Raw genomic sequence first — 21,086 nt, forward strand, 5'->3', positions numbered from 1 at the left:
CCTTCGCCTTGTCGTGGCCATAAGGCAGCAAATCATCACTGGAGATGCCAATCCTGGCCCCAATCTCCTGAATAGGCTTCTTATGCGCCTCTCGCGCAATCTCAATGTCCGATTTATAACTCATTGGGCAGGGTCCCTGGTTGAATGCCGTGCAAAACCGACGCAACGCGTCGGTGCTGTGCAATCCATACCGTTGTGTACCAAACTGGTGACTATGGATTCCGACATAATTGTGCCTTGAAACGTCGTAGCGTCACTTCATCGGTTTCTGATTGGAAACGGCGGGCCTTTATGGCCTCCAAGCGCGCTGATCCGGGACAAACAGCGCCATCTTGTCCCCCAATCTCAATTCTCCCGGCCGTTCGACCCATGCCGTGACTCCGCGACGCCCCTGAGCCGCGGGTTTGAATGCTGCGCCATAACCGGGCTGGTCGGATTCAATTTCCCGCCCCGGTAACACGCAGGGGCGGTTTTCCATGTCGACCGTGATGGTCAGACCGTCGGCCACCTGCAACCGCGAGGACGGCGGTACATGGGTAAAATCCGGGATGCCCCGCAGCAAGATACTGACACCCAAAAAGGTTGGGTCCAGCTGCGTCAGGCCCATCTCTTGGGCTGTTGCCTGAATTTCTTCGACGGACAGAACCGACAATTGGCGCACATTGCGGATTTCAGTACCTTGGGTATACAGGTTTTTCACTCGAACGCATGAGGCTCGGTTCACCCCCTCGTGCCGCGCGTCTTTTTCCCCGGAAAACCCTAATTCGAGCTTTTCGACCGGCAAAGCCCGGATCGATTTTCCAGCAGGCACATGCCCCAACCAGGCCACTTCGGCCACAAATTCCGTTTTGCGCAGTACTGGCATCGCTCGCCCCTTTTACAATCCTGCATTCGGCGCCAATAAAAAACCAATACCGTCAAATGAAAAGAAAAAACCCGGGCATTGCCCGGGTTTGATTTGCTTAGGTCGAAGGTTCCGGCTCCATATCTCCGTCCGGAGGCGTCTTCTTGACCTTGGTTTTCGGGATCGCCGTGACGCTGGGCGCGCTGCCTTCATCCGGGCTGTCGCCTTCGTCATCACCTTCGCTGGGTGGTTCGCCATTCATGACGCGCTTGATCTCTTCCCCGGTCAGCGTTTCATATTCCAGCAGGCCTTGCGCCAGACGTTCCCATTCTTCACCTTGCTCGGACAGGATTTTATGGGCCCGTTCGTATCCCTGCTGGATCAGGCGCTTGACCTCTTCTTCGATCAGTTCCTTGGTATGCGCTGAGACCGAGAACCCGGCGGTGTTACCAGAATACCCATCATGCGCCTCGGCATAGTCGATATTGCCGACCTTGTCAGACATGCCCCAGCGCATCACCATTGCGCGCGACAACTGGCTAGCCTGCATGATGTCACCGGCCGGACCGTTCGAGACATGGTCTTCACCGTATTTGATCACCTCGGCGGCCTTACCGGCCATGGTCATCGCCAGCTTTTGCTCACATTCATCGCGGTGATAGTTCAGACGGTCCATTTCTGGCAGCGACACAACCATACCCAATGCGCCACCGCGCGGGATGATCGTCGCCTTATAGACCGGATCACACAGCGGCAGGCTCAGGCCGACAACGGCATGTCCAGCCTCGTGATAGGCGGTTTTTTCCTTCTGATCCTGAGTCAGCACCATCGAGCGACGCTCGGCCCCCATCATCACCTTGTCCTTGGCGTTCTCAAAGTCCTCCATGGTGACAAAGCGACGGCCTACGCGGGCGGCCATCAACGCGGCCTCGTTCACAAGGTTGGCCAGATCAGCACCCGAGAAACCCGGTGTCCCACGCGCGATGATGCGCAGATCGACATCGGGACCCAGAGGTGTCTTGCGGGCATGTACGCCCAGGATCTTTTCACGGCCTTTGATGTCGGGATTGCCAACGGTCACGTTGCGGTCGAACCGGCCCGGGCGCAGCAGCGCAGGGTCCAGCACGTCTTTACGGTTGGTCGCCGCCAGAATGATCACGCCCTCATTGGCCTCGAACCCGTCCATCTCGACCAGCAACTGGTTGAGGGTCTGTTCGCGTTCGTCATTGCCGCCGCCATAGCCCGCGCCACGATGGCGACCGACCGCGTCGATCTCATCGATAAACACGATGCATGGCGCGTTTTTCTTGGCCTGTTCGAACATATCGCGCACACGGGATGCACCCACGCCCACAAACATCTCAACGAAATCAGAACCGGAAATGGTGAAGAACGGCACACCCGCCTCGCCGGCAATGGCCCGCGCCAGCAGCGTCTTACCGGTGCCTGGAGGGCCAACCAGCAGCGCGCCTTTGGGGATCTTACCGCCCAGACGGCTGAATTTCTGCGGGTTGCGCAGGAATTCGACGATCTCTTCCAGCTCTTCCTTGGCCTCATCAATGCCTGCGACGTCATCAAAGGTTACGCGGCCATGCTTTTCGGTCAGCATTTTGGCCTTTGATTTGCCAAAGCCCATCGCACCGCCTTTGCCGCCACCCTGCATCCGGTTCATGAAATAAACCCAGACACCGATCAGCAGCAGGAAAGGCAGCAGCGTGATCAGGAACGACTGGAACCCGGATTGCTGCTGTTTCACCGCCTGAACCGGAATGTTTTCGTCGATCAAAAGCTTGGTCACCTCAGCATCCGCAGGCTTGATGGTGACATAAGTTGCACCGCTTTGCGTGGTGTACCGAATCTGTTCGCCGTCCAGTGTCACGTTCTCGACCTCACCACCTTCAACAGCGGTGACAAAATCCGAATAAGTTCTTTCATTGTTCTGAAGCGATCCGCCTGGTCCGCTGAACAGATTGAACAGTGCAAGAATCAGCAGAAACAGAACGACCCAGAAGGCGATATTACGAGCGTTGCCCAAGGAAATTCTCCCAAAAGATATCGGCAGATGGGGGTCTGCCGTGTTGCTCTTTAAAATAGAGATGATTCAAGCATGTTCAATGCGATAAAAGAGAAGTGTAAAACTCAGGCCTTTCTGGCGTGAAATTGGCGCTCCAGCCGTTCGAAAACCCCGCCAGCGGAGCGGAAAGCAAGGTTTCCCCCTCCCACACCGCCGGTGACGATAACAAAACTGGCCGCGGTTTGCCCATTGTTCGCCACTCGGAGACCTGACGCAATCCGGCCTCACCCAGTGCACGGACCTGTGTTTTTTCTGTCGCCGGACCAGACAGGACCCAACGTTTATCCCAGGTCTGGTGCGTCCGGACAGATTCGTGCGCAACCGCGTTTAGCTCTCTGCAAAACCACGCTTTATCCCCCTGACAGGTCAGCAGGCAGCCCGCCATAGCCAGCGTTTTCCCGTCACACACAGCAGCCACCGCCTGCTCTACAGCGGACCCGCGCGGCGGGTAACCCGGCCCTGCAATCCAAGCGATGATGCCAATAAGCAGGCGACGTTGGATTTCGTTGGGCAGATCATCAAACTTTGCACGGTCAACGCAGATGTCACCGCCATCCACCACAGTGATTTTGCGGGCGGTTTCCTGCGTATAACGCGCTAACGCCTCACGGGCTTGTGCAAGATTTTCGGCCACGCGACTCAGCGAAGCGGCCGAAATCCCCAACGTGCCGAGGCCCAATAGCGCGTCGCGCGTTTTAATTCGGTCAAATCGCTGATCGTGATTCGACGGATCTTCGACCCAATCCACACCAGCTTCAGTCAGATAGTCGCGCAGCTGTTGACGGGTGAGGCCCAGCATCGGGCGCAATAGGGTGATGCTGTTTCGCTCTCGGGAATTGGGCATGCCGGATAGCCCTGTCACTCCCGCCGCCCGGCCCAGACGCATCAGAACCGTTTCAGCCTGGTCGTCAGCAGTATGGCCCAGCGCAATCGCCGGAATTCCATTGCGATGCGCCCAGTTGGTCAGCAGAGCATACCGCGCCTGGCGGGCTTGGTCCTGCAGGTTTCCTGTCCCATCCCAGCCCTGCCAGAGCAGCGTTTCATGCGGCAGCCCCAGATGTGTCGCCTGTACGGCAACGCGCGCGGCCTCATCCGCCGATCCGGCGCGCAGACTATGGTCTACGGTGGCGACATGCATCGCGACCCCTTCACGCTGTGCAATCGCGTGCAGCAGGTACATCAATGCAACCGAATCGCCACCGCCGGATACGGCCACACCCAATCGCGGCGGCAGCGTTTCAGGCAACCGCGCGCGGAGTTCGGATTGAAGAATGTCGGCCCTGTCGGTCAAGAACAGCCCAGAGATGCCATTTCCTGCGTCGCTTGGGACGCATTGGCCGAAGTCGGAAAGCGCACACCAACCTCGGACAAGGTGATGCAAGCTTGATCCGTCTGCCCCAGACGGCCCAGGGCCGCCCCGAGCTCGAACAGTGCCTCAGGCGCGACGGCACCTTCGGAATCGCCGGTGAAACTGGCCAGAAACGCGCGCGCAGCCTCACGCGTGTCGCCCAGACCTTCCAGCGCCTGTCCGCGTTTCAGATTGGCCTCGGGCGCAAGCGGGCTGCCGGGGTAAGACGTGTCGAACTGCGCGAACTGGTCAGCAGCGGCTTGAAAGTTTCCATCAGCCAAGGCCTGCGCTGCGGTATCGAAATCCGCCTGTTCGCCGATGGCCAGCTCACCTTGATCAGTCGCCGCCGGGGCCGTCGGAATCGCAGGGGCCGACGGGGAAGCTGCGGTGATGTCCGTGTCGCCACCCAATGTTGTGGTTTCACCCAGCGTACTCAGATCGCCGCCTTCCAGCTCAACCAGGCGGAACTCAAGGTCACCAATCCGGTTGGTGCCATCAGTCACAATATTCTGCACGCGTTGATTCAATTGCTCGGTCTGCCGCGTCAGGCGCTGCAATTCGGCCTCGATCGCATCGACGCGTTCAAGGACGGAATTGCCGGACAGGTTCGGTGCCGGAGACCCGGTTGTCGAGAACTCGCGCTTCAGACGCTGAACTTCTACATGCAGCACAGTCAACTCTTGCCGGATATCCGCCAGAGTCTGCTGGTCCTGCGCTTGTGCCACACCGGCGGTCGCAACAACCGCCGCTAAAACCCATCCTGCAAATCGCATTGTCTTACCCCAAGGTTGAACCGGTCAGCACCGTCACAGCGCGACGGTTTTTGGAATAGCATTCCTCGGTGCTGCAAATCTCGATCGGGCGTTCCTTGCCATAGCTGACCGTGGTCAGACGATTGCCTGCCACCCCGCGCGAAATCAGGTATTCGCGCGCTGCATTGGCGCGCTTTGCTCCAAGCCCAAGGTTGTATTCCCGCGTGCCCTGTTCGTCTGCGTGACCTTCGATCGTGGCCACAAAATCCGTATTGGCCAGCAACCAGTCGGCCTGTCCCTGCAATACCGTCTGCGCCTGCGGTGTCAATGTCGACTGATCCACCGAGAACAGGACCCGGTCCCCAACGGTTTGCTGGAAATAGGCAGGTGAGCGCGGATCACTTGGCGAGCCCGGTGAAATGGCACCATTCGCACCATTGCCGAAACCGCCGCCCAATGCGGATGGATCATTGTTGGTGCAGGCTGCAATTACGCTCAGCATGCCCAAAGCCAGGATTTTGCCCAATACATTCATTTCAAGTGCCTCGTCGTTTTATCGTTTATTGCCGTCTCTGTACCACAGTGCAGGTTTTATGTGAACTTTTCCAACACTCTGGCGCGATCAATTCTGCAATGGCCCCCAGGACGGATCGCTGCCACCGTCGGGGGTGCGCACCGGGCGCAGGTTCCGACCCGAGATATCCACCGAATAGAGAGTTGCCCGGCCGCTTGCGCCCTGCGTTTCGCGGGTGAACATGATGACCCGGCCGTTGGGTGACCAGGTCGGGCCCTCGTCCAGGAAAGAGGACGTTAGAAGGCGTTCCTCACTGCCATCCACGCGCATGACGCCAATATGGAACCGACCCTTGTTCTGCTTGGTAAAGGCAACAAGATCCCCACGCGGCGACCAGACTGGCGTGCCATAGCGGCCCTGACCAAAACTGATGCGCGTGGCCTCGCCCCCGTTTGCGGGCATGATGTACAGCTGCGGCGTTCCCGAGCGATCGCTTTCGAACACGATCCGCGTGCCATCCGGCGAATAGCTGGGGGCGGTTTCAATCGCCGGCGTATTGGTCAGGCGCACGCTTTGCCCCGACGCCAGATCCATCTTCCACAGGTCGGTATTGCCGCCTTGGATCAGCGAATAAACGATCGAACGCCCATCCGGAGAAAACCGCGGCGAAAAACTCATTGTGCCGCCTTGGGTATTCAACTCAGTCTGCCTGACCCGGTCGACATCCAGAACATAGATGCGCGGGCTGCCACTGGCATAGCTGGTGTAAAGAAGCCGGTCGCCAGTGGGCGAAAAACGCGGGGCCAGCACGATGGCGGCGCTGTCGGTCAGATACTGCACATTCGCGCCGTCGTAATCCATGATCGCCAGACGTTTCAGACGCTGGTTCTTGGGCCCGCTCTCGGACACAAAGGCCACGCGGCTGTCGAAATAGGCCCCCTCACCCGTAATCCGGCTATAGACCTGATCGGCCACCTTATGTGCCATGCGCCGCCAGCCCTCGGTGGTTCCGGTAAACTGCAAACCGTTGCCAAGTTCCTTGTCCGAGAACACATCCCATACCCGGAACCGCACCGTCAGCTTGTTGCCTGACACGTTGACCGCACCGGTTACCAGCGCCTCGGCATTGATCGCTTTCCAGTCCGCGAACTGCAAAGGAGCCTCAAAGCTGCTGACCCGGCTGATGAAGGCGTCCGAAGAAATCTCGCGAAACAACCCGGTGCCGATCAGATCGTCTGCGATCACCCGAGAGAGATCATTGGCGTATTGCGTCGCCGCTGGCCCGTCAGGTACGAAGTTCGGCACCGCAAAGGGCAAGGGCTCGATGATCCCCTGATCCAGTTCCAGACGCAACGGTCCGTTTTGGGCGCTTACCGGCGCTGCCAAAAGTGTCAGGCCAAGCAACAGGCTGGTCAGAAATCTCATCATTTGATCCGCATCCTCTCGGGATTGAATGTAATCTCAATATCTTTCCACTGTGCGTATTTGTCAGCAGGCAGATCATATCCTTTGGCGCCACAGCGCAAAATTGCCCGCCTGGCAGCCTCAAAGGCCTGGCCCGCAGCACCATCGGATTCGCCAGAACTGTCGATCATACGAAGGCTACCGCCGACAACAGTTCCGTCTGTGTTCAGCGAAAAGCCGACAACCACTACAGTTTGCAGCGCATCCGTAGACAGAGACCCTACGTTCCAGCAACGTGATACCGCCAGCCGCATCGCATCCTTTTCACCGCCGGTTAGTGGCGGACCAGTTGGTTCACTGCCCTGCCCCAACGCCTCGGCCAGCGCATCATCAATGGCTGTGTCGGGTTCTGTGGGTTCCGGCGGTGTCGTCTCCTCGGTCTCAGCCACGACGGGCTGGGCCGGTGGCGCGGGTCTGTTGGGCCGTGTTTTTGGGCGTGGTGACGTTCGTGGGGCGTTTTCTTTGGTCTCTTCCGCCTCGGTCACAATCACATCTGTGGCCTCTTCCGGGGCGGTCTGATCCTGTTGTTCCTGTTGAACCTCGGCACCCTCATCCAATGACACCGCGGGGGATTCCACGTCATCCGGCTGAGCGTCCGGTGGTGGCGGGGCGACGGGTTCCGGTGCGACGATATCTGACGGGCGCGGTAACGCCTCGGGGCCTTCAGGTACGGGCAGGACCTCGGTCACCGGCTCGGGCTGATCCAAGGTCGGGGGCTCTTCGATCACCACGGGTTCGGGCGGTGCCTCAACTGGTTCAGGCACCGGGTCGGGTTCCGGTTCCGCCGGTGTCGTAACATCGGGTCGGGGTTGCTCTTCCTCGACCGGTTCTGGGGTGCTGACCTCTTCCTCGGGCGCTTCGGGCTGTTGCAATGCGGTGGGAACCGGCACTTCGGGCGCGTCGCTTTGTGCAGTCATCGCCGCAAATTGCTCAGCCGTAATCACCGACACCTCCTGCACAGCCATAGGTAACGGTTCGGACCGGAAGGTGCCGCCAAACAAGGCCCATCCGATCAGGCCAGCATGGGCAATCGCCGAAATCTTGGTGCCGGTGTCCACCGCGCGGCCTCACTCTCCGCCTTCGTCCAGCGTCGGCCCGCCGGTATCGGTCACAAGGCCCACATTGGAAAATCCGCCCGCATTCAGCGCGCCCATGACCTGCATCACCTGCGCATAGGGGATCGCCCCATCGGCCCGCAGGAACACGCGGTCGCTGGTGCGTTCAACGGCGATGGCCTGCAGCTTGCCAATTAACTCTTCGCGCAGCACATCCGTGGTCTGGATCTGCACCCGGCCATCAGCGGTCAAGGTTACCGTCAAAGGTTCTTCGTTATCGCCAGGCAGGGCACTGGCGGCGGTCTTCGGCAAGTCTACCGGCACGCCCACGGTCAGCAACGGCGCTGCCACCATGAAGATGATCAGCAACACCAACATGACGTCCACAAAGGGCGTCACGTTGATCTCGGCCATTGGTTGCGCGCGCCCGCGACGCCGTCCGCGTCTGCGCCCGTTCCCGCCCGAAGATTGCTGAACCGCAGCACCCATATCAGCTGTCCAACTGACGCGACAGGATGGTGGCGAACTCGTCGGCAAAGGCCTCATACCCGCCGACGATCCGATCACTGTCCGCGCTGAGCTTGTTGTAGAAAATAACCGCCGGAATCGCAGCCAGCAGGCCCAGACCGGTGGCCAGCAATGCTTCGGCAATACCGGGGGCGACAACGGCGAGGTTGGTGTTTTGCTGCTCGGCGATCTCGATAAAGGCGTTCATGATGCCCCAGACAGTACCGAACAGGCCGATAAATGGCGCGGTCGAGCCAACAGTGGCGAGAATGGGCAGGCCTTTTTGCAGCCCCTCGGCCTCTTTCGCGATTGCCACGTCCATCGAGCGGTCAATCCGCGCGGTGGCCCCCGCAATCAACCCGCCATCCGTGCGATGCGATCTACGCCATTCAATCATGCCCGAGGCAAAAATCTTCTCAGAACTGCCATCAGGTTGCGTTCCGATTTGTTCAAACAGCTCGTCCAGCGGGTTACCCGACCAGAAGGATTCGTCGAATACCGCAGCTTCACGCCGAGCAGCCCGATAATTGATCAGCTTTTGAATGATAATCGCCCAGGACCAGCCCGATGCAATAATCAGCATCAGCATCACCAGTTTGACGATAAAAGTCGCGCGGGCAAATAGCCCCCACATGGAGAAATCGATCTCCTGCGCCAGCGCCAGCGTTTCAGCTTCCATGAACCTGCTCTTTGTTTTTGCCTGACGGCCGTTTGTTTTGGCCTTGTTTTGCCAAACGCTAACGCAGTTGGGTACGAAATGCCAACAGAACCACCCTGATCCCGGAAATTGTTACAGCAATGCGCGGATCTCTGCCGGGAGGCGTACCGGCTTGCCTAGCGCATTCATGCAAACAGCCGTTACCGTGGCTCGGAATATCTCGGTTTCGCCCCTTTTGATCAGCTGCCCCATCGTCAACCGGACGCCAGACAATGAAACAACTTCGGTTTCCACCGTCAGCTCGTCCTCGAACTTGGCAGTGGTTAGGTAATCCGCTTCGATCCGGCGAACGACCCAAACGATGCCTGCATCACGCATGGCGTTCTGGTCATTGCCCAACTGACGCACGTAATCAGACCGGGCGCGTTCGATGAATTTCAGGTAATTGGCGTGATAGACCACGCCCCCCATGTCGGTGTCTTCGTAATAAACACGGACTGGATAGGTGTGTTTCGGGTGATCGTGCGTGTCGGTGGCCATGCTGAAAGATCCGGTCATGCAATTTGCTCAAAAATGTAGGGCACGGGCAAGGCGCCTTTGCCTCAGAGATGCATGCGCGCTGTCGATCCTGCAATCCCCTGACCCGGATAAAGTTCGAGTGAACCCTATCGCGGCGTCAAAATTTAGCAGTTTGCCCCTAAGCTTCAGAGACATGCGACATTTTAGAACAGGTGATCGAATGGTCAGAATCCGCGGCCAAGGGAACAGTGCCAATGTGGTTGTTTGAGGCAGCCATCCCTGATCGCAGAGTTTTCGAACCGCACCAAACCCGCGCGGTTGCCACCCCTTTTCACTGAGGGGGTTGAAACCTAGCAAACAACCGCAATGCATGGGACGCATCCTGCGTTGCCCCGGGCAGAACCGGATCGTAGGATGCCCGGATCACCTCGGCTATGTCCGGCCGCAAGATCGTCGCCTCGCCGGCCACCGCCAAGGGGGATTGGTTGCGAAATGCGGTGTCGGACCACAGCAGGATAGTCTGCACCACCTGGCTGAGCGCCAGAGTGTCGGCGGGGATATTGGACAGCTCTTCATCCATCCTCAGGAATACAAAGGCTGCCCGGATGGCGCCGTCGTCTTCGAACCGGAAAATGCGATACTGATTGGCATCTGCGGCCTCAAGACGGCCCACCAGCGGTGCCAGATCAGGGATCAGCCGATCCAGATCGGGAACTTCCAGCAACTCCTGCCAATCACGAAAGAAGAAGACCATGCAATTGGCACCCAACTCTGGGTCAGTTTCCGCCATCTTGTGACCAGACAGGGCCACAACGGCTTCGAACGCGCCTTTTACCACGGCCAGCGTCTTGTCTTCGACACCAAAGACGATGGGCACGATGGGACGTCCCCATCTGGCGAACAGGAACTCTCCGCTTTCGCGGGTAAACAACGCCTCGATCTCTTCCGGAGTCACGTCTGGCCCTTCATCTTTTCTGGTTCACTCTTGCCGAAGGCATAAAATCTCCGGGCCAAAGCTTCAACCAAACAGATCGTTTTGGCCTTTGGGGGCCGCCATACCCAGATGTGTCCACGCTTTTTGCGCCAACATCCGCCCGCGCGGGGTGCGTTGGATCAGGCCTTGCTGCAGCAAATATGGCTCAATCACCTCTTCCAGCGAGTCGCGGCTTTCCGACAATGCGGCGGATAGGGTTTCAATCCCAACCGGACCACCCGCGTAATTCTCAGCGATCAGTTTCAGATACCGCCGGTCCGCACCGTCCAGCCCCAGATTATCAACCCCCAACCGAGTCAGCGCCCCATCCGCCAGTTCGCGTGAGATTCGACCGTCGCCTTCCACAATCGCAAAATCCACCACTCGACGCAGCAACCGACCCGCAATTCGAGGGGTGCCTCGTGATCGGCGCGCGATCTCGCGGGCTCCATCATTATCCGCGGGCGCGCCCAGTTTGCGGGCGTTGCGGGTGACGATCTCGTGTAGCTCATCGATCGTGTAGAACTGCAACCGCGTCGGGATCCCGAACCGGTCGCGCAGCGGGGTGGTCAGCAAGCCCATCCGAGTGGTTGCCCCAACCAGAGTAAAGGGCTGCAGCTCGATCCGAACAGTGCGTGCAGCCGGGCCTTCGCCGATCACCAGATCCAGTTCGAAATCCTCCATCGCCGGGTACAGGACCTCTTCGACAGCGGGGTTCAGGCGATGGATTTCGTCAATGAACAAAACATCGCGCGCTTCCAGATTGGTCAAAATCGCCGCCAGATCGCCCGCCTTGGCCAGAACCGGGCCCGAGGTCATGCGGAAATTCACCCCAAGTTCACGCGCAATGATCTGAGCCAGTGTCGTCTTTCCCAACCCCGGCGGGCCGTGAAACAAGGTATGGTCCATCGCCTCGCCGCGTTGCCGGGCGGATTGAATAAAGATGCGCAGGTTGGCGCGGGCTTCAGCCTGCCCGATGAATTCATCCAGCCCCTGCGGTCGCAGGGCACGGTCGTTGTCTTCGGGTAAAGGCTCGGGGCGCAGGTTGGGATCGGCGTCTACCATTCAATCACCCTTTCGGAGCAAGCAGCTTGAGCGCCGCGCGGATCAAATTTGCCTCGCCCGCTTCAGGATCGTTGGCCGCAGCTTCGGCTACGGCCGAGGCCGCCTCGGACGGCCCATAGCCTAGATTGGACAGGGCTGACAAAGCCCCGGCCGACGCAGCCGCCGAACCTGAGGCCGGTTTCGCCATGCGTTTGGGCGCAGGTGCAGGTTCCGACAGTTCGACAACATCCAGATTGGGGCCATCCATCGCCTCGGTCACGGTGCCGCCCATCGCCATCACGCCCGGCGCCTTATCCTTGAGGTCAAGCACAATGCGTTGCGCCGTTTTAGGACCAACCCCTTTGGCAGCCTTGACCGCACCCCAGTCCCCCAGCGCAATCGACCGGCTGACCCCATCGGGACCCAACGCGCTGAGAATGGCCAGTGAAACCTTGGCACCGACGCCCTGAACCGAACACAACAGCCGGTGCCATTCTTTTTCGATCAACGACAGGAACCCGTAAAGCTGCATCAGATCCTCACGCACGACCATGTCGGTGTAGATCGAGACCGCCTCGCCCACACCCGGCAGCGCGGCCATTGTCCGATCTGAACAATAGACGATGTACCCAACCCCCCGCACGTCAATCAGCACGTGGTCTGCGGCGCGGTAATCCAGTCGCCCTGTCAGTTTGCCAATCATGCCTTCACCTCTTTCATCCGTGCGCCCGGTGCTGTGCCGTAATAAGAGTGACAGATGGCAATCGCCAGCGCATCCGCCGCGTCCGCACCTTTGGGCTGACACCCCGGCAATTGCAGTTTCACCATATGCAGGACCTGCTGTTTTTCGGCATGACCCACGCCTACGACGGTTTTCTTGACCCGGTTTGGTGCATATTCCCCAACCGGCAACCCGGCTTGCGCCAGGGTCAGCAATGCCACCCCCCGCGCCTGACCCAGTTTCAATGTGCCGGCCCCGTCCTTGTTTACGAAAGTCTGTTCGATGGCAGCCTGATCGGGTTGATGTGCGGCAATGACCTCGACAATCTGATTGTGCAGAGACAGCAGGCGTTCGCCCAGATCGTCGCCGTCGGATTTGCATAACCCGTTGGCCACGTGGCTCAGACGGCTGCCATGTGATTCGATGACGCCCCATCCCAGGGTTCGAAGCCCCGGATCAATGCCCAGAATTCGCATGTTTTGCCTCGACCTGCTCGGGTTTTTGAGATCTTTCATTCGGACTAGCACGAAGCATGAACATTTTCCAAGCGAATTGACCGAAAGTCTAAAAAACGACAGACCTGTCCCAGTGACGACACGACGGCCAGTTTGCGACAGCGAAACGCCTGAATTCGACACGTTTCATAACCGCCCAATGGTCAATAAATTAACGGTTTTTTAGATTTCTGAAGCATTGCAAAAAATGCATAGGACACATGCAATTTCCTCACTTGCATAGTCAAATCGACATCACTAAATGCCGCTCAGATCAGATGATCTAGACCTTAACTCAAACCAGAAGGAAACAGGATATGGCTGCTCTGGACACCACCCGCATCACCACTGGCTCGTTCGGCCTCGTCGGCCGTATCGGCGCAATTTTCGCATCGGTCGTGAACGCCGTTGTTGAATGGAACGACGCCCGCGTTACTCGTAACGTGCTGAGCGGTCTGACAGATCGCGAACTGGAAGATATCGGTCTGTGCCGTGGCGATATTGACGTCGTGACAGATGGTCGTCGGTAAGACTTAAAACCTACCACTCATACGCCCCTTCTTCTCCCTCGGGGGCAAAAAAGAACGCCGCGCATCTGCAGATGGGCGGCGTTTCTTGTTCATTCAGATAGTTTCTAAGACGTGAACCGGTCTATCTGGGCAGCCAAAAATCCCGAGACAGGGTCAATCTGCATCACCCAGGCACCAGCCTTTTCAACAGTTGTCCCTTGCGCAAGGCTATCAACCCGGAACTCGTAGGCCGATGTTCCCAAGCTTGTCATTAAGAATGTCTTGAACGCAAACAAGCCGAACAGGCACATCAGAAGAACCTTTGCCGGAACCGCAGACTTTACACGCTGCGGTTTCATCACAACAAGGCCATCTTTGCGCATCGTGGCGCGATAGCCACGGCTGAGCTTGGCGTGCTTTTTATTCAGGCGAGTTACGCGCTGATCAAATTCCACTTGTTTTACTGTCATGGCAGCCTCCAAACAACCGCCCCCGTTTTCCACGCTATGACGGTAGATAGAGATTGCGACAAAAAAGAGGCGAAAATCCAGAAAACTCCTGCAAATGGTCTAAATTGCGCCCTGTTTGCTTAAGACTAGCGTCGTCCATTCACCAATCTCGTCTCTTTTTGTCAGATTGAACCCGTTTTGTGAATAAACCGAGACCACATCATCGGCCTGTTCATTGAGGATTCCCGACAAAATAGCATAGCCCCCATCCCGCAGATTCGCTGCTATTTCCGGTGACAACGCCACCAGCGGACCTTTGAGGATATTTGCGAGAACAAGGTCGTATGGTGCGCTGGCTTGCAGGTCGGGGTGATCAAAGCCCGCAGCCTCGATACACTTCACCTGCCCGGACATTCCGTTTGCCTTCAGGTTGGCCTCGGCCACATCAACAGCGACCTGGTCAATATCGCTGGCGATTACATCGCCATCCCAGACCCGGGCAGCTGCCATGGCCAGAACTGCAGTACCACAGCCGATGTCTGCCACTTTGGTCGCAGCAAACCCATTATCCAGCAAGTGGTCCAGCGCTTTGAGGCAGCCCAGCGTTGTGCCATGGTGACCGGTTCCAAACGCCATCGCGGCCTCGATCAGCAGCGGGATGCGCCCTTCGGGCATCTTGTCGGCATCGTGACTACCATAGACGAAAAACCGCCCCGCTTCGACCGGGGCCAGTTCGCGGCGCACATGGGCAACCCAATCGGTATCGGGCAATTCCGACACGACAAAGGGCTTGGCCTCGAAAGCGGCGGCCAGAACAGCCAGCGCGGTTTCGTCCGGCGCTTCGGTGAAATAGCCGCCGACCTCCCACAGGCCCGATCCATCTTCGACCTCGAACACGCCGATGCCAGTGGGTTCAGGATCCAAACGCTCCATCGCGTCGCCCAGCCCTTCGGCAGCTTTCTTGCCAGTCATGGTGGTAAGCGCGGTGAATGTGGGCATAGGGGCCTCCGTGTATCAGTTGATACAGCGCCTATGGCGCAGGCCCGCCAAGGTCAAGCTTTGGCGCTTATTCCGCCGGGGCCGGGGCGTATTTCGACAGAACTGTCTCATTCCCCGGTTCCGGGTGGCGCGGGATCAACAGCGACAGGGTCAGCGAGATTGTCGCCATAGCAGCAGCCAGCGCAAAAACCGTACCGGGTGACACGACCCACAACAAGCCCAACAGCGCCGGCAGGAACACGGCCGCGATGTGATTGATGGTGAAGGCTACCGCCGCTGTCGGCGCAATATCCGCCGGGTCTGCGATTTTCTGGAAATAAGTCTTCAACGCCAACGCCAGCGCAAACAGCACGTGGTCAATCACATAGAGGATCGCAGCCAAAACCACCCCCCATCCAAACCAGTAGATGCCGCCATAAGCCGCAAAGACAATGGCCAGACCAGTATATTCGAAGATCAGCGTGCGGCGTTCACCAAACAGCGAGACAGCCTTACCCAACATCGGGGCCGCCGCCATGTTTATCAGCAGGTTGATCATGTAAAGGCTGGTCAGCTCGTGCACTTCAAAGCCAAACTTCTCGACCATCATGAAGCCCGCAAAGACCACAAAGATCTGCCGCCGCGCACCGGCCATGAATTGCAGCGCATAATATAGCCAATAACGGCGGCGCAGCACGATCTTTTTAGTTTGCGGCGTTGGTGAGTCGAATTGCGGATAGACGACCAGGCACAACAGCGCCAGCACGGCAGTAAATCCACCCGCCGCCATGAATACGGTGTTGTAGGACAGATCGAACCTCTCCCAGCTTAGCACGATCAAACCGTACACTACCAAGGTCGCCGCCGATCCCATTGCGACCAACCAGCCCAGTGCCTGCGGCGCACGGTCCTTGGGCAGCCATTGCAGCTGCAGGGACTGGTTCACCGTCTCGTAATAGTGAAAGCCGATTGAGCTGAACAACGTTACAAAAAGCAGCCCGCCGAGGCTGGGAAACCAGGCTGTTATGGCGGTGGCGACACCCAGCAGCATCAAAGAGATCATGGCCAGGACCTGTTCGCGGACAAACAGGATGACCGCGATCACACCAACGGCCAGAAAGCCCGGAATTTCGCGCACCGTATGCAGCAACCCGATATCCGCACCATCGAAATTCGCCACCTCGATGACGAAGTTGTTCAACAGCGCGCTCCACGCGTTGAACGCGATGGGCATTGTCAGCGCCATAACGAACAAAAGCGTCACAGGACGGCGCCAGAACGGAAGGCTCTGCGCCTCGGAAAGCGGCATGGATTTCAGCATGAGACTCCTCTACGCCCATTTTCGCGCTTTGGCGAGGGGCAAGCAGGTGGTGCACAGCCGCTCTGCGTTTATGCAGAGGTCAGTAGAAACTTTGCGGGTCAATATCCACTGTCAGCCGGATATCGCCCTTCAGCCGCAACGGCGCGATCCAACGGGCGATGGCGTCCTGAATAGGGGCGCCTTTTGGCGCTTTGACCAACAGACGCACGCGATGCCGCCCCCGTATTCGAGCGATCGGTGCAGGCGCCGGACCAAAGACCTGCGCCCCGATCTGGCGCAGCGGCGCATCGTTGCGTGCCATCGCGTTTCCGACATCAAAAACCGGTCCCACTTCTGGCCCGGACAATACGATCCCGGCCATTCGCCCATAGGGTGGGACCCCCGCTGCCAGTCGCCCGGCAGCCTCGGTTTTCCAAAACCCTTCCTCGTCACCCGACAGAATGGCCCGGATCACAGGATGTTCGGGTTGAAACGTCTGCAACAAGGCCTGCCCCGGCATGTCCGCCCGACCAGCGCGCCCAGCCACCTGCCGCATCAGCTGAAACGTGCGTTCCGCCGCCCGCAGGTCGGCGCCATGCAGACTGAGGTCAGCATCAATAACCCCCACCAGCGTCAATTTAGGGAAATTGTGTCCCTTGGCCACCAGCTGTGTGCCGATGATGATATCTGCGTCGCCCTGCGCAATCTCTTCGATCTTGGCTTTCAGCGCCCGGGCCGAGCCAAACAGATCAGAGCTGAGCATGGCGATCTTGGCCTCGGGGAAGGTCGCCTCAGCCTCTTCGGCCAGCCGTTCGATCCCTGGCCCGACCGGAGCAAGCTTGCCCTCAACCTGACAGGAGGGGCAGACCTCGGGCATCGGTTTGGTCTCACCACACTGGTGGCACATCAGCCGTTTGAGGAACCGGTGTTCGACCATACGCGCATCGCAATGGTCACAGGCGATCTGTTCCCCACAGGCCCGGCACAGGGTCACCGGCGCATAGCCACGACGGTTGATGAACAGCAAAGACTGCTCACCCCGTTCGATCCGCTGGCGCACTGCCTGCCGCAAGGACGGGGAAATCCACGTGCCCGGCTGCATCTGCTCGGCCCGCATGTCGATCGGCTTCATCTCGGGCAGGACGGCCACGCCAAAGCGCGAGGTCAGATCAAGCCGCTCATACTTGCCCGCCTCGGCGTTGGCCCAGCTTTCCAGCGATGGCGTGGCGCTTGCCAGTATCACCCGCGCGCCACAGATCGCTGACCGCAGGACCGCCATATCGCGGGCGCTGTAATGCACCCCGTCTTCCTGTTTGTACGAGGTGTCGTGTTCCTCATCCACTACGACCAGCCCCAGATTTCGGAACGGCAGGAACAGCGCCGACCGCGCGCCGACCACCAGCTGCGCATCACCCTGCCCGACCATGCGCCAGACCCGGCGGCGTTCCGTCATCGTGGCACCCGAATGCCACTCGGCCGGACGCGCTCCGAACCGGGCCTCGACCCGTGTCAGGAACTCGGCGGTCAGCGCGATCTCGGGCAGCAGTACCAGCGCCTGCCGACCCTGGCGCAAGGTTTCCGCCACCGCTTCCAGATACACCTCGGTCTTGCCTGATCCGGTGACGCCTTTCAGCAATGTGGTGCCATAGTTACCGGTCTGTTGCCCCTGTTGCAGCCGCCCGACCGCCGCGGCCTGGTCCGCAGTCAGGTCCTTGCCGGGCAAATCCGGGTCCAAACGCGGATAGGGCAGATCGCGCGGACTGTCTTCTTCCCGGACCGCCCTTTGCTTGACCAAGCCTTTGACAACCGAAGAGGTCACCCCCGCCTGCTCCGCCAGTTCCTTCAGTGTAAAAGCCAACCCGCCATAGTCGCGCAACACCTCCAAAACCCGGGTTCGCGCATCGGTCATTCGGTCAGGCTCACCATTCCCCAGGCGATAAATCTTGCGCATCGACGGAGGATCACTCAGCCCCGGTGCGCGCGTGGCAAGGCGCAGCATCGCAGACATCGGTGTCAGCGTGTAATCCGCCACCTTGCCCAGAAACAGCCGCATCTCTTCGCGCATCGGCGCCACCTCAAGCACCCGGATCACAGATCTGGCCTTGCTCAGATCAAAGCCACCCTGCCCCGGCCCCCAGACCACGCCCAGCACCTTGCGGGGGCCCAAAGGCACTTCGACAAAGGCGCCCAGAAAACACCCACCCTCGGGCGCTTTGTAGTCGAGCGTCCGGTCCAGCGGCTGCGTTGTCAGCACCGCAACTAGCTCTCCTTGGTCGAAAAATCCGTTAGCGCTCACGGCATATCCTTCGCAGGGGGTTCCAGCATGGGTCTCTTTGAGGTAAAGCCATCCGCGACCAAGGCCAACCCATCAAAGGACTGCCCGCATGAAATTCTTCGTAGACACAGCCGAGATCGACGCCATTGCCGAACTGAACGATCTGGGCATGGTGGATGGTGTGACCACCAACCCGTCGCTGATCCTCAAATCAGGTCGCGACATTCTGGAAGTGACCAAAGAGATCTGCAATCTGGTCGATGGCCCCGTCTCGGCCGAAGTCGTCGCAACCGAAGCCGACGAGATGATCGCCGAAGGCCGCAAGCTGGCCAAGATCGCGCCCAATATTGCCGTCAAAGTGCCGCTGACATGGGCGGGCCTGAAAACCTGCAAGGCGCTGTCGGATGAAGGCCAGATGGTCAATGTCACCTTGTGTTTCTCGGCCAATCAGGCGTTGCTGGCCGCCAAAGCAGGCGCAACATTCATCTCGCCCTTCATTGGTCGCCTCGACGACGTCAACCTGGACGGAATGGACCTGATTGCGGACATCCGCCAGATCTACGACAACTACGGGTTTGAGACTGAAATTCTGGCCGCATCCATCCGCACCGTGAACCACGTCACCGACAGCGCCCTCGTCGGGGCGGACGTAATCACAGCGCCGCCTGCCGTCATCAAAAAGCTGGCCGACCACCCACTGACCGACAAGGGTCTGGAAACCTTTTTGGCCGACTGGGCCAAGACCGGACAGAAAATCCTCTGACACCCCACGCAGCCGCGCGGCGCCCACAGGCGCCGCGCCTGGCCCAACTGCAAGACTGATCCCATGATCAGGGAATTGCAGGCGGGAGCCTTTCCGCCACAGCGGCCCGGGAAATCCACTTTTGCGTGTATTTTTCCCAAGGCAAACCTTGCAAATCATGTTATAAGCCGCCCAACAAAAAAAGACCGGACAGGACATGAGCAGTAACACCAAACTTAAGGATAATCTCCGCGCCGCGATTCTGGCCGAGCCGGACGCAGTACTGGACGACAAGGATCTGATGCAGGCGCTGGTTACCGCTGACGAAATGGCGCGCGGTGACAATGTGATCGATCTGCGTGGCATCGCCATGCAGCGGCTTGAGACGCGACTGGACCGGCTGGAGGACACCCACCGCTCGGTCATTGCCGCCGCTTATGAAAACCTCGCCGGCACCAATCAGGTGCACCGCGCCATCTTGCGCCTGCTGGAACCCATGGAATTCGAAGGCTTTCTGCAAGCACTCGGCAGCGATGTGGCTGAAATCCTGCGGGTCGATCATGTCACGCTGGTTCTGGAAACCACGGCCCTGCAAGAAGACCCTGCCATCGAAAAACTGGGCGGCGTGCTTACCGTGGTCGAACCCGGCACAGTCGACGCCTATCTCAGCCTTGACCGGGGCGGCCCCGCGCGTGAGGTCATTCTGCGCCAGATTCAGCAACATAGCCCAAGGATTTTTGGCCCGATCGCAAGCCAGCTTCGGTCTGAGGCTTGCCTCAGGCTTAATCTGGGCGAAGGCCGCCTGCCCGGTATGATTGTGATGGGGGCCAAAGATGCCAACCATTTCACCCCGCAATTGGGTACTGATCTCTTGACCTTCTTCGCTGGCGTCTTCGAACGCTCGATGCGTCACTGGTTGTCGTGAGTTTGATCTCCCCAGCCTGCCGCGATGCTTTGCAGCATTGGCTGGACAGTCTGGGGGCCTTGGCCGGAAGGTCAGAAAACACACAAACCGCCTATCGCGGCGATGTCACCGAATTCCTGTCCTTCATGACCTTACATCACAGTGAGCGTCAGGGGTTGGCGGCACTGGCCCGGATCACCGTGTCGGACATGCGCGCCTGGATGGCTGATCAGCGTGCCGCGGGCGTGGGCGCGCGGTCGCTGGCCCGCAAGCTGTCAGCGGTCAAATCCTTCTATCGTTGGCTGTCTGAACGCGAAGGCTTTGAACCCACAGCCGTGCTCTCGACCCGGGCACCAAAATTCACCAAAAAGCTGCCGCGCCCGCTGGCCGAAGACGCCGCCCGCGCCATGATCGACACGGTCGAGATGCAATCGACCAATGACTGGGTTTCTGCCCGCGACGTGGCTGTGGTCACGCTGCTTTATGGCTGCGGGTTGCGCATATCCGAGGCCCTGTCTCTGACCGGGACTGACGCACCATTGCCTGCCACGCTGCGCATTGTAGGCAAAGGTGACAAAGAGCGGATCGTTCCCGTCCTGCCAGCAGCACAGGCGGCTGTAGAGCGTTATGTGCAGCTGTGCCCGCACCCGCAAGCCCCAGACAAAGCTCTGTTTCGCGGCGTTCGTGGCGGTCCGCTGAACCCACGGGCCATTCAGGGCGTGATGGCCAAAGCGCGCATGCAACTGGGTCTGCCAGCCACCGCGACACCGCATGCGATGCGTCACAGCTTTGCCACGCATCTTTTGTCGGCGGGGGGCGATTTGCGCTCTATTCAGGAATTGCTCGGGCATGCATCGCTTTCGACAACGCAGGCCTACACAGCCGTCGATACCGCGCGCCTGATGGAGGTCTACAACCGCGCGCACCCCAAAGCGTGACTCCCTGATACATCGTACCATCAC

The 21,086-nt window shown here is 59.0% G+C and carries 23 protein-coding genes; 4 read left to right on the top strand and 19 right to left on the bottom strand.

Annotated features, from left to right (window positions below; all coding sequences use genetic code 11):
• The 15 genes from RUM8411_RS22580 to ruvC form a co-directional block, all read right to left on the bottom strand.
• A partial coding sequence (locus RUM8411_RS22580) for a formate--tetrahydrofolate ligase (protein WP_143534934.1) occupies positions 1 to 124 on the bottom strand: 124 nt, incomplete at its 3' end.
• 165 nt (positions 125 to 289) lie between these two features.
• Positions 290 to 865, bottom strand: coding sequence for an MOSC domain-containing protein (locus tag RUM8411_RS18505; protein WP_085824207.1), 576 nt, complete (start codon positions 863 to 865; stop codon positions 290 to 292).
• Positions 866 to 962: 97 nt separating this feature from the next.
• Positions 963 to 2,879: an ATP-dependent zinc metalloprotease FtsH gene (gene ftsH / locus RUM8411_RS18510; protein ID WP_085824208.1), complete on the bottom strand. Its 1,917-nt coding sequence runs from the start codon at positions 2,877 to 2,879 to the stop codon at positions 963 to 965.
• 76 nt (positions 2,880 to 2,955) lie between these two features.
• Complete coding sequence (gene tilS, locus RUM8411_RS18515) at positions 2,956 to 4,209, bottom strand: tRNA lysidine(34) synthetase TilS (RefSeq protein WP_085824209.1); 1,254 nt, start codon at positions 4,207 to 4,209, stop codon at positions 2,956 to 2,958.
• Positions 4,206 to 5,039 (bottom strand): tol-pal system protein YbgF, encoded by an 834-nt coding sequence (gene ybgF / locus RUM8411_RS18520; RefSeq protein WP_085824210.1) that lies wholly within the window; start codon positions 5,037 to 5,039, stop codon positions 4,206 to 4,208. Before ybgF ends, tilS begins: the two co-directional genes overlap by 4 nt.
• 4 nt (positions 5,040 to 5,043) lie before the next feature.
• Entirely contained in the window at positions 5,044 to 5,553 is a 510-nt protein-coding gene (pal, locus tag RUM8411_RS18525; RefSeq protein WP_085824211.1) for a peptidoglycan-associated lipoprotein Pal, read from the bottom strand.
• Between the two features lie 87 nt (positions 5,554 to 5,640).
• A complete protein-coding gene (tolB, locus tag RUM8411_RS18530; RefSeq protein ID WP_085824212.1) occupies positions 5,641 to 6,960 on the bottom strand; it encodes a Tol-Pal system beta propeller repeat protein TolB in 1,320 nt (439 codons plus the stop codon).
• Positions 6,957 to 8,054 carry a cell envelope integrity protein TolA gene (gene tolA / locus RUM8411_RS18535; RefSeq protein ID WP_085824213.1) on the bottom strand — a complete coding sequence of 366 codons (1,098 nt, stop codon included), beginning with the start codon at positions 8,052 to 8,054 and terminating at the stop codon, positions 6,957 to 6,959. The genes tolB and tolA overlap by 4 nt, the downstream gene beginning before the upstream one ends.
• Before the next feature lie 9 nt (positions 8,055 to 8,063).
• Positions 8,064 to 8,540, bottom strand: a complete 477-nt coding sequence (gene tolR / locus RUM8411_RS18540) for a protein TolR (protein WP_085824214.1) — start codon at positions 8,538 to 8,540, stop codon at positions 8,064 to 8,066.
• Between the two features lies 1 nt (position 8,541).
• Positions 8,542 to 9,237 carry a protein TolQ gene (gene tolQ, locus RUM8411_RS18545; protein ID WP_085824215.1) on the bottom strand — a complete coding sequence of 232 codons (696 nt, stop codon included), beginning with the start codon at positions 9,235 to 9,237 and terminating at the stop codon, positions 8,542 to 8,544.
• 111 nt (positions 9,238 to 9,348) lie between these two features.
• On the bottom strand, positions 9,349 to 9,774 hold the full coding sequence (gene ybgC, locus RUM8411_RS18550; RefSeq protein WP_306372918.1) for a tol-pal system-associated acyl-CoA thioesterase: 426 nt from the start codon (positions 9,772 to 9,774) through the stop codon (positions 9,349 to 9,351).
• A 292-nt stretch (positions 9,775 to 10,066) separates the two neighbouring features.
• Positions 10,067 to 10,690, bottom strand: coding sequence for a hypothetical protein (locus RUM8411_RS18555; protein WP_085824216.1), 624 nt, complete (start codon positions 10,688 to 10,690; stop codon positions 10,067 to 10,069).
• A 63-nt stretch (positions 10,691 to 10,753) separates the two neighbouring features.
• Positions 10,754 to 11,773: a Holliday junction branch migration DNA helicase RuvB gene (gene ruvB / locus RUM8411_RS18560; protein ID WP_085824217.1), complete on the bottom strand. Its 1,020-nt coding sequence runs from the start codon at positions 11,771 to 11,773 to the stop codon at positions 10,754 to 10,756.
• A gap of 4 nt (positions 11,774 to 11,777) precedes the next feature.
• On the bottom strand, positions 11,778 to 12,455 hold the full coding sequence (gene ruvA, locus RUM8411_RS18565; protein WP_085824218.1) for a Holliday junction branch migration protein RuvA: 678 nt from the start codon (positions 12,453 to 12,455) through the stop codon (positions 11,778 to 11,780).
• Positions 12,452 to 12,949, bottom strand: coding sequence for a crossover junction endodeoxyribonuclease RuvC (gene ruvC, locus RUM8411_RS18570; RefSeq protein ID WP_085824219.1), 498 nt, complete (start codon positions 12,947 to 12,949; stop codon positions 12,452 to 12,454). Before ruvC ends, ruvA begins: the two co-directional genes overlap by 4 nt.
• Before the next feature lie 335 nt (positions 12,950 to 13,284).
• On the opposite strand from ruvC, the gene RUM8411_RS18575 reads away from it, so the two are divergent.
• On the top strand, positions 13,285 to 13,497 hold the full coding sequence (locus RUM8411_RS18575) for a DUF1127 domain-containing protein (RefSeq protein ID WP_085824220.1): 213 nt from the start codon (positions 13,285 to 13,287) through the stop codon (positions 13,495 to 13,497).
• Between the two features lie 104 nt (positions 13,498 to 13,601).
• Here RUM8411_RS18575 and RUM8411_RS18580 read toward each other — a convergent pair whose 3' ends face one another.
• The 4 genes from RUM8411_RS18580 to RUM8411_RS18595 all read right to left on the bottom strand — a co-directional run bounded on the left by RUM8411_RS18580 (position 13,602) and on the right by RUM8411_RS18595 (position 18,499).
• Positions 13,602 to 13,946 (bottom strand): hypothetical protein, encoded by a 345-nt coding sequence (locus tag RUM8411_RS18580; RefSeq protein WP_085824221.1) that lies wholly within the window; start codon positions 13,944 to 13,946, stop codon positions 13,602 to 13,604.
• Between the two features lie 99 nt (positions 13,947 to 14,045).
• Positions 14,046 to 14,924, bottom strand: a complete 879-nt coding sequence (locus RUM8411_RS18585) for a 50S ribosomal protein L11 methyltransferase (RefSeq protein WP_085824222.1) — start codon at positions 14,922 to 14,924, stop codon at positions 14,046 to 14,048.
• Between the two features lie 67 nt (positions 14,925 to 14,991).
• Complete coding sequence (locus tag RUM8411_RS18590; RefSeq protein ID WP_085824223.1) at positions 14,992 to 16,224, bottom strand: MFS transporter; 1,233 nt, start codon at positions 16,222 to 16,224, stop codon at positions 14,992 to 14,994.
• Between the two features lie 79 nt (positions 16,225 to 16,303).
• Positions 16,304 to 18,499 (bottom strand): primosomal protein N', encoded by a 2,196-nt coding sequence (locus tag RUM8411_RS18595; protein ID WP_085824224.1) that lies wholly within the window; start codon positions 18,497 to 18,499, stop codon positions 16,304 to 16,306.
• An 88-nt stretch (positions 18,500 to 18,587) separates the two neighbouring features.
• On the opposite strand from RUM8411_RS18595, the gene fsa reads away from it, so the two are divergent.
• The 3 genes from fsa to RUM8411_RS18610 all read left to right on the top strand — a co-directional run bounded on the left by fsa (position 18,588) and on the right by RUM8411_RS18610 (position 21,062).
• Positions 18,588 to 19,241, top strand: a complete 654-nt coding sequence (fsa, locus tag RUM8411_RS18600; RefSeq protein WP_085824225.1) for a fructose-6-phosphate aldolase — start codon at positions 18,588 to 18,590, stop codon at positions 19,239 to 19,241.
• A gap of 196 nt (positions 19,242 to 19,437) precedes the next feature.
• Positions 19,438 to 20,145 (top strand): DUF484 family protein, encoded by a 708-nt coding sequence (locus RUM8411_RS18605; RefSeq protein WP_085824226.1) that lies wholly within the window; start codon positions 19,438 to 19,440, stop codon positions 20,143 to 20,145.
• A complete protein-coding gene (locus RUM8411_RS18610; RefSeq protein ID WP_085824227.1) occupies positions 20,142 to 21,062 on the top strand; it encodes a tyrosine recombinase XerC in 921 nt (306 codons plus the stop codon). The genes RUM8411_RS18605 and RUM8411_RS18610 overlap by 4 nt, the downstream gene beginning before the upstream one ends.
• Positions 21,063 to 21,086: the final 24 nt, after the last annotated feature.

This window comes from Ruegeria meonggei (assembly GCF_900172215.1).
GTDB lineage: Bacteria > Pseudomonadota > Alphaproteobacteria > Rhodobacterales > Rhodobacteraceae > Ruegeria > Ruegeria meonggei.

Excerpts from the sequence above, each read along its gene's own strand:
- fsa (WP_085824225.1), top strand. The coding sequence starts at position 18,588 with ATGAAATTCTTCGTAGACACAGCCGAGATCGACGCCATTGCCGAACTG.
- RUM8411_RS18605 (WP_085824226.1), top strand. The coding sequence starts at position 19,438 with ATGAGCAGTAACACCAAACTTAAGGATAATCTCCGCGCCGCGATTCTG.
- RUM8411_RS18580 (WP_085824221.1), bottom strand. The coding sequence starts at position 13,946 with ATGACAGTAAAACAAGTGGAATTTGATCAGCGCGTAACTCGCCTGAAT.
- ybgC (WP_306372918.1), bottom strand. The coding sequence starts at position 9,774 with ATGACCGGATCTTTCAGCATGGCCACCGACACGCACGATCACCCGAAA.
- tolB (WP_085824212.1), bottom strand. The coding sequence starts at position 6,960 with ATGATGAGATTTCTGACCAGCCTGTTGCTTGGCCTGACACTTTTGGCA.
- ruvC (WP_085824219.1), bottom strand. The coding sequence starts at position 12,949 with ATGCGAATTCTGGGCATTGATCCGGGGCTTCGAACCCTGGGATGGGGC.
- RUM8411_RS18585 (WP_085824222.1), bottom strand. The coding sequence starts at position 14,924 with ATGCCCACATTCACCGCGCTTACCACCATGACTGGCAAGAAAGCTGCC.
- RUM8411_RS18575 (WP_085824220.1), top strand. The coding sequence starts at position 13,285 with ATGGCTGCTCTGGACACCACCCGCATCACCACTGGCTCGTTCGGCCTC.
- pal (WP_085824211.1), bottom strand. The coding sequence starts at position 5,553 with ATGAATGTATTGGGCAAAATCCTGGCTTTGGGCATGCTGAGCGTAATT.
- tolR (WP_085824214.1), bottom strand. The coding sequence starts at position 8,540 with ATGGGTGCTGCGGTTCAGCAATCTTCGGGCGGGAACGGGCGCAGACGC.
- ybgF (WP_085824210.1), bottom strand. The coding sequence starts at position 5,039 with ATGCGATTTGCAGGATGGGTTTTAGCGGCGGTTGTTGCGACCGCCGGT.
- ruvB (WP_085824217.1), bottom strand. The coding sequence starts at position 11,773 with ATGGTAGACGCCGATCCCAACCTGCGCCCCGAGCCTTTACCCGAAGAC.
- RUM8411_RS18505 (WP_085824207.1), bottom strand. The coding sequence starts at position 865 with ATGCCAGTACTGCGCAAAACGGAATTTGTGGCCGAAGTGGCCTGGTTG.
- ruvA (WP_085824218.1), bottom strand. The coding sequence starts at position 12,455 with ATGATTGGCAAACTGACAGGGCGACTGGATTACCGCGCCGCAGACCAC.
- RUM8411_RS18590 (WP_085824223.1), bottom strand. The coding sequence starts at position 16,224 with ATGCTGAAATCCATGCCGCTTTCCGAGGCGCAGAGCCTTCCGTTCTGG.
- tolQ (WP_085824215.1), bottom strand. The coding sequence starts at position 9,237 with ATGGAAGCTGAAACGCTGGCGCTGGCGCAGGAGATCGATTTCTCCATG.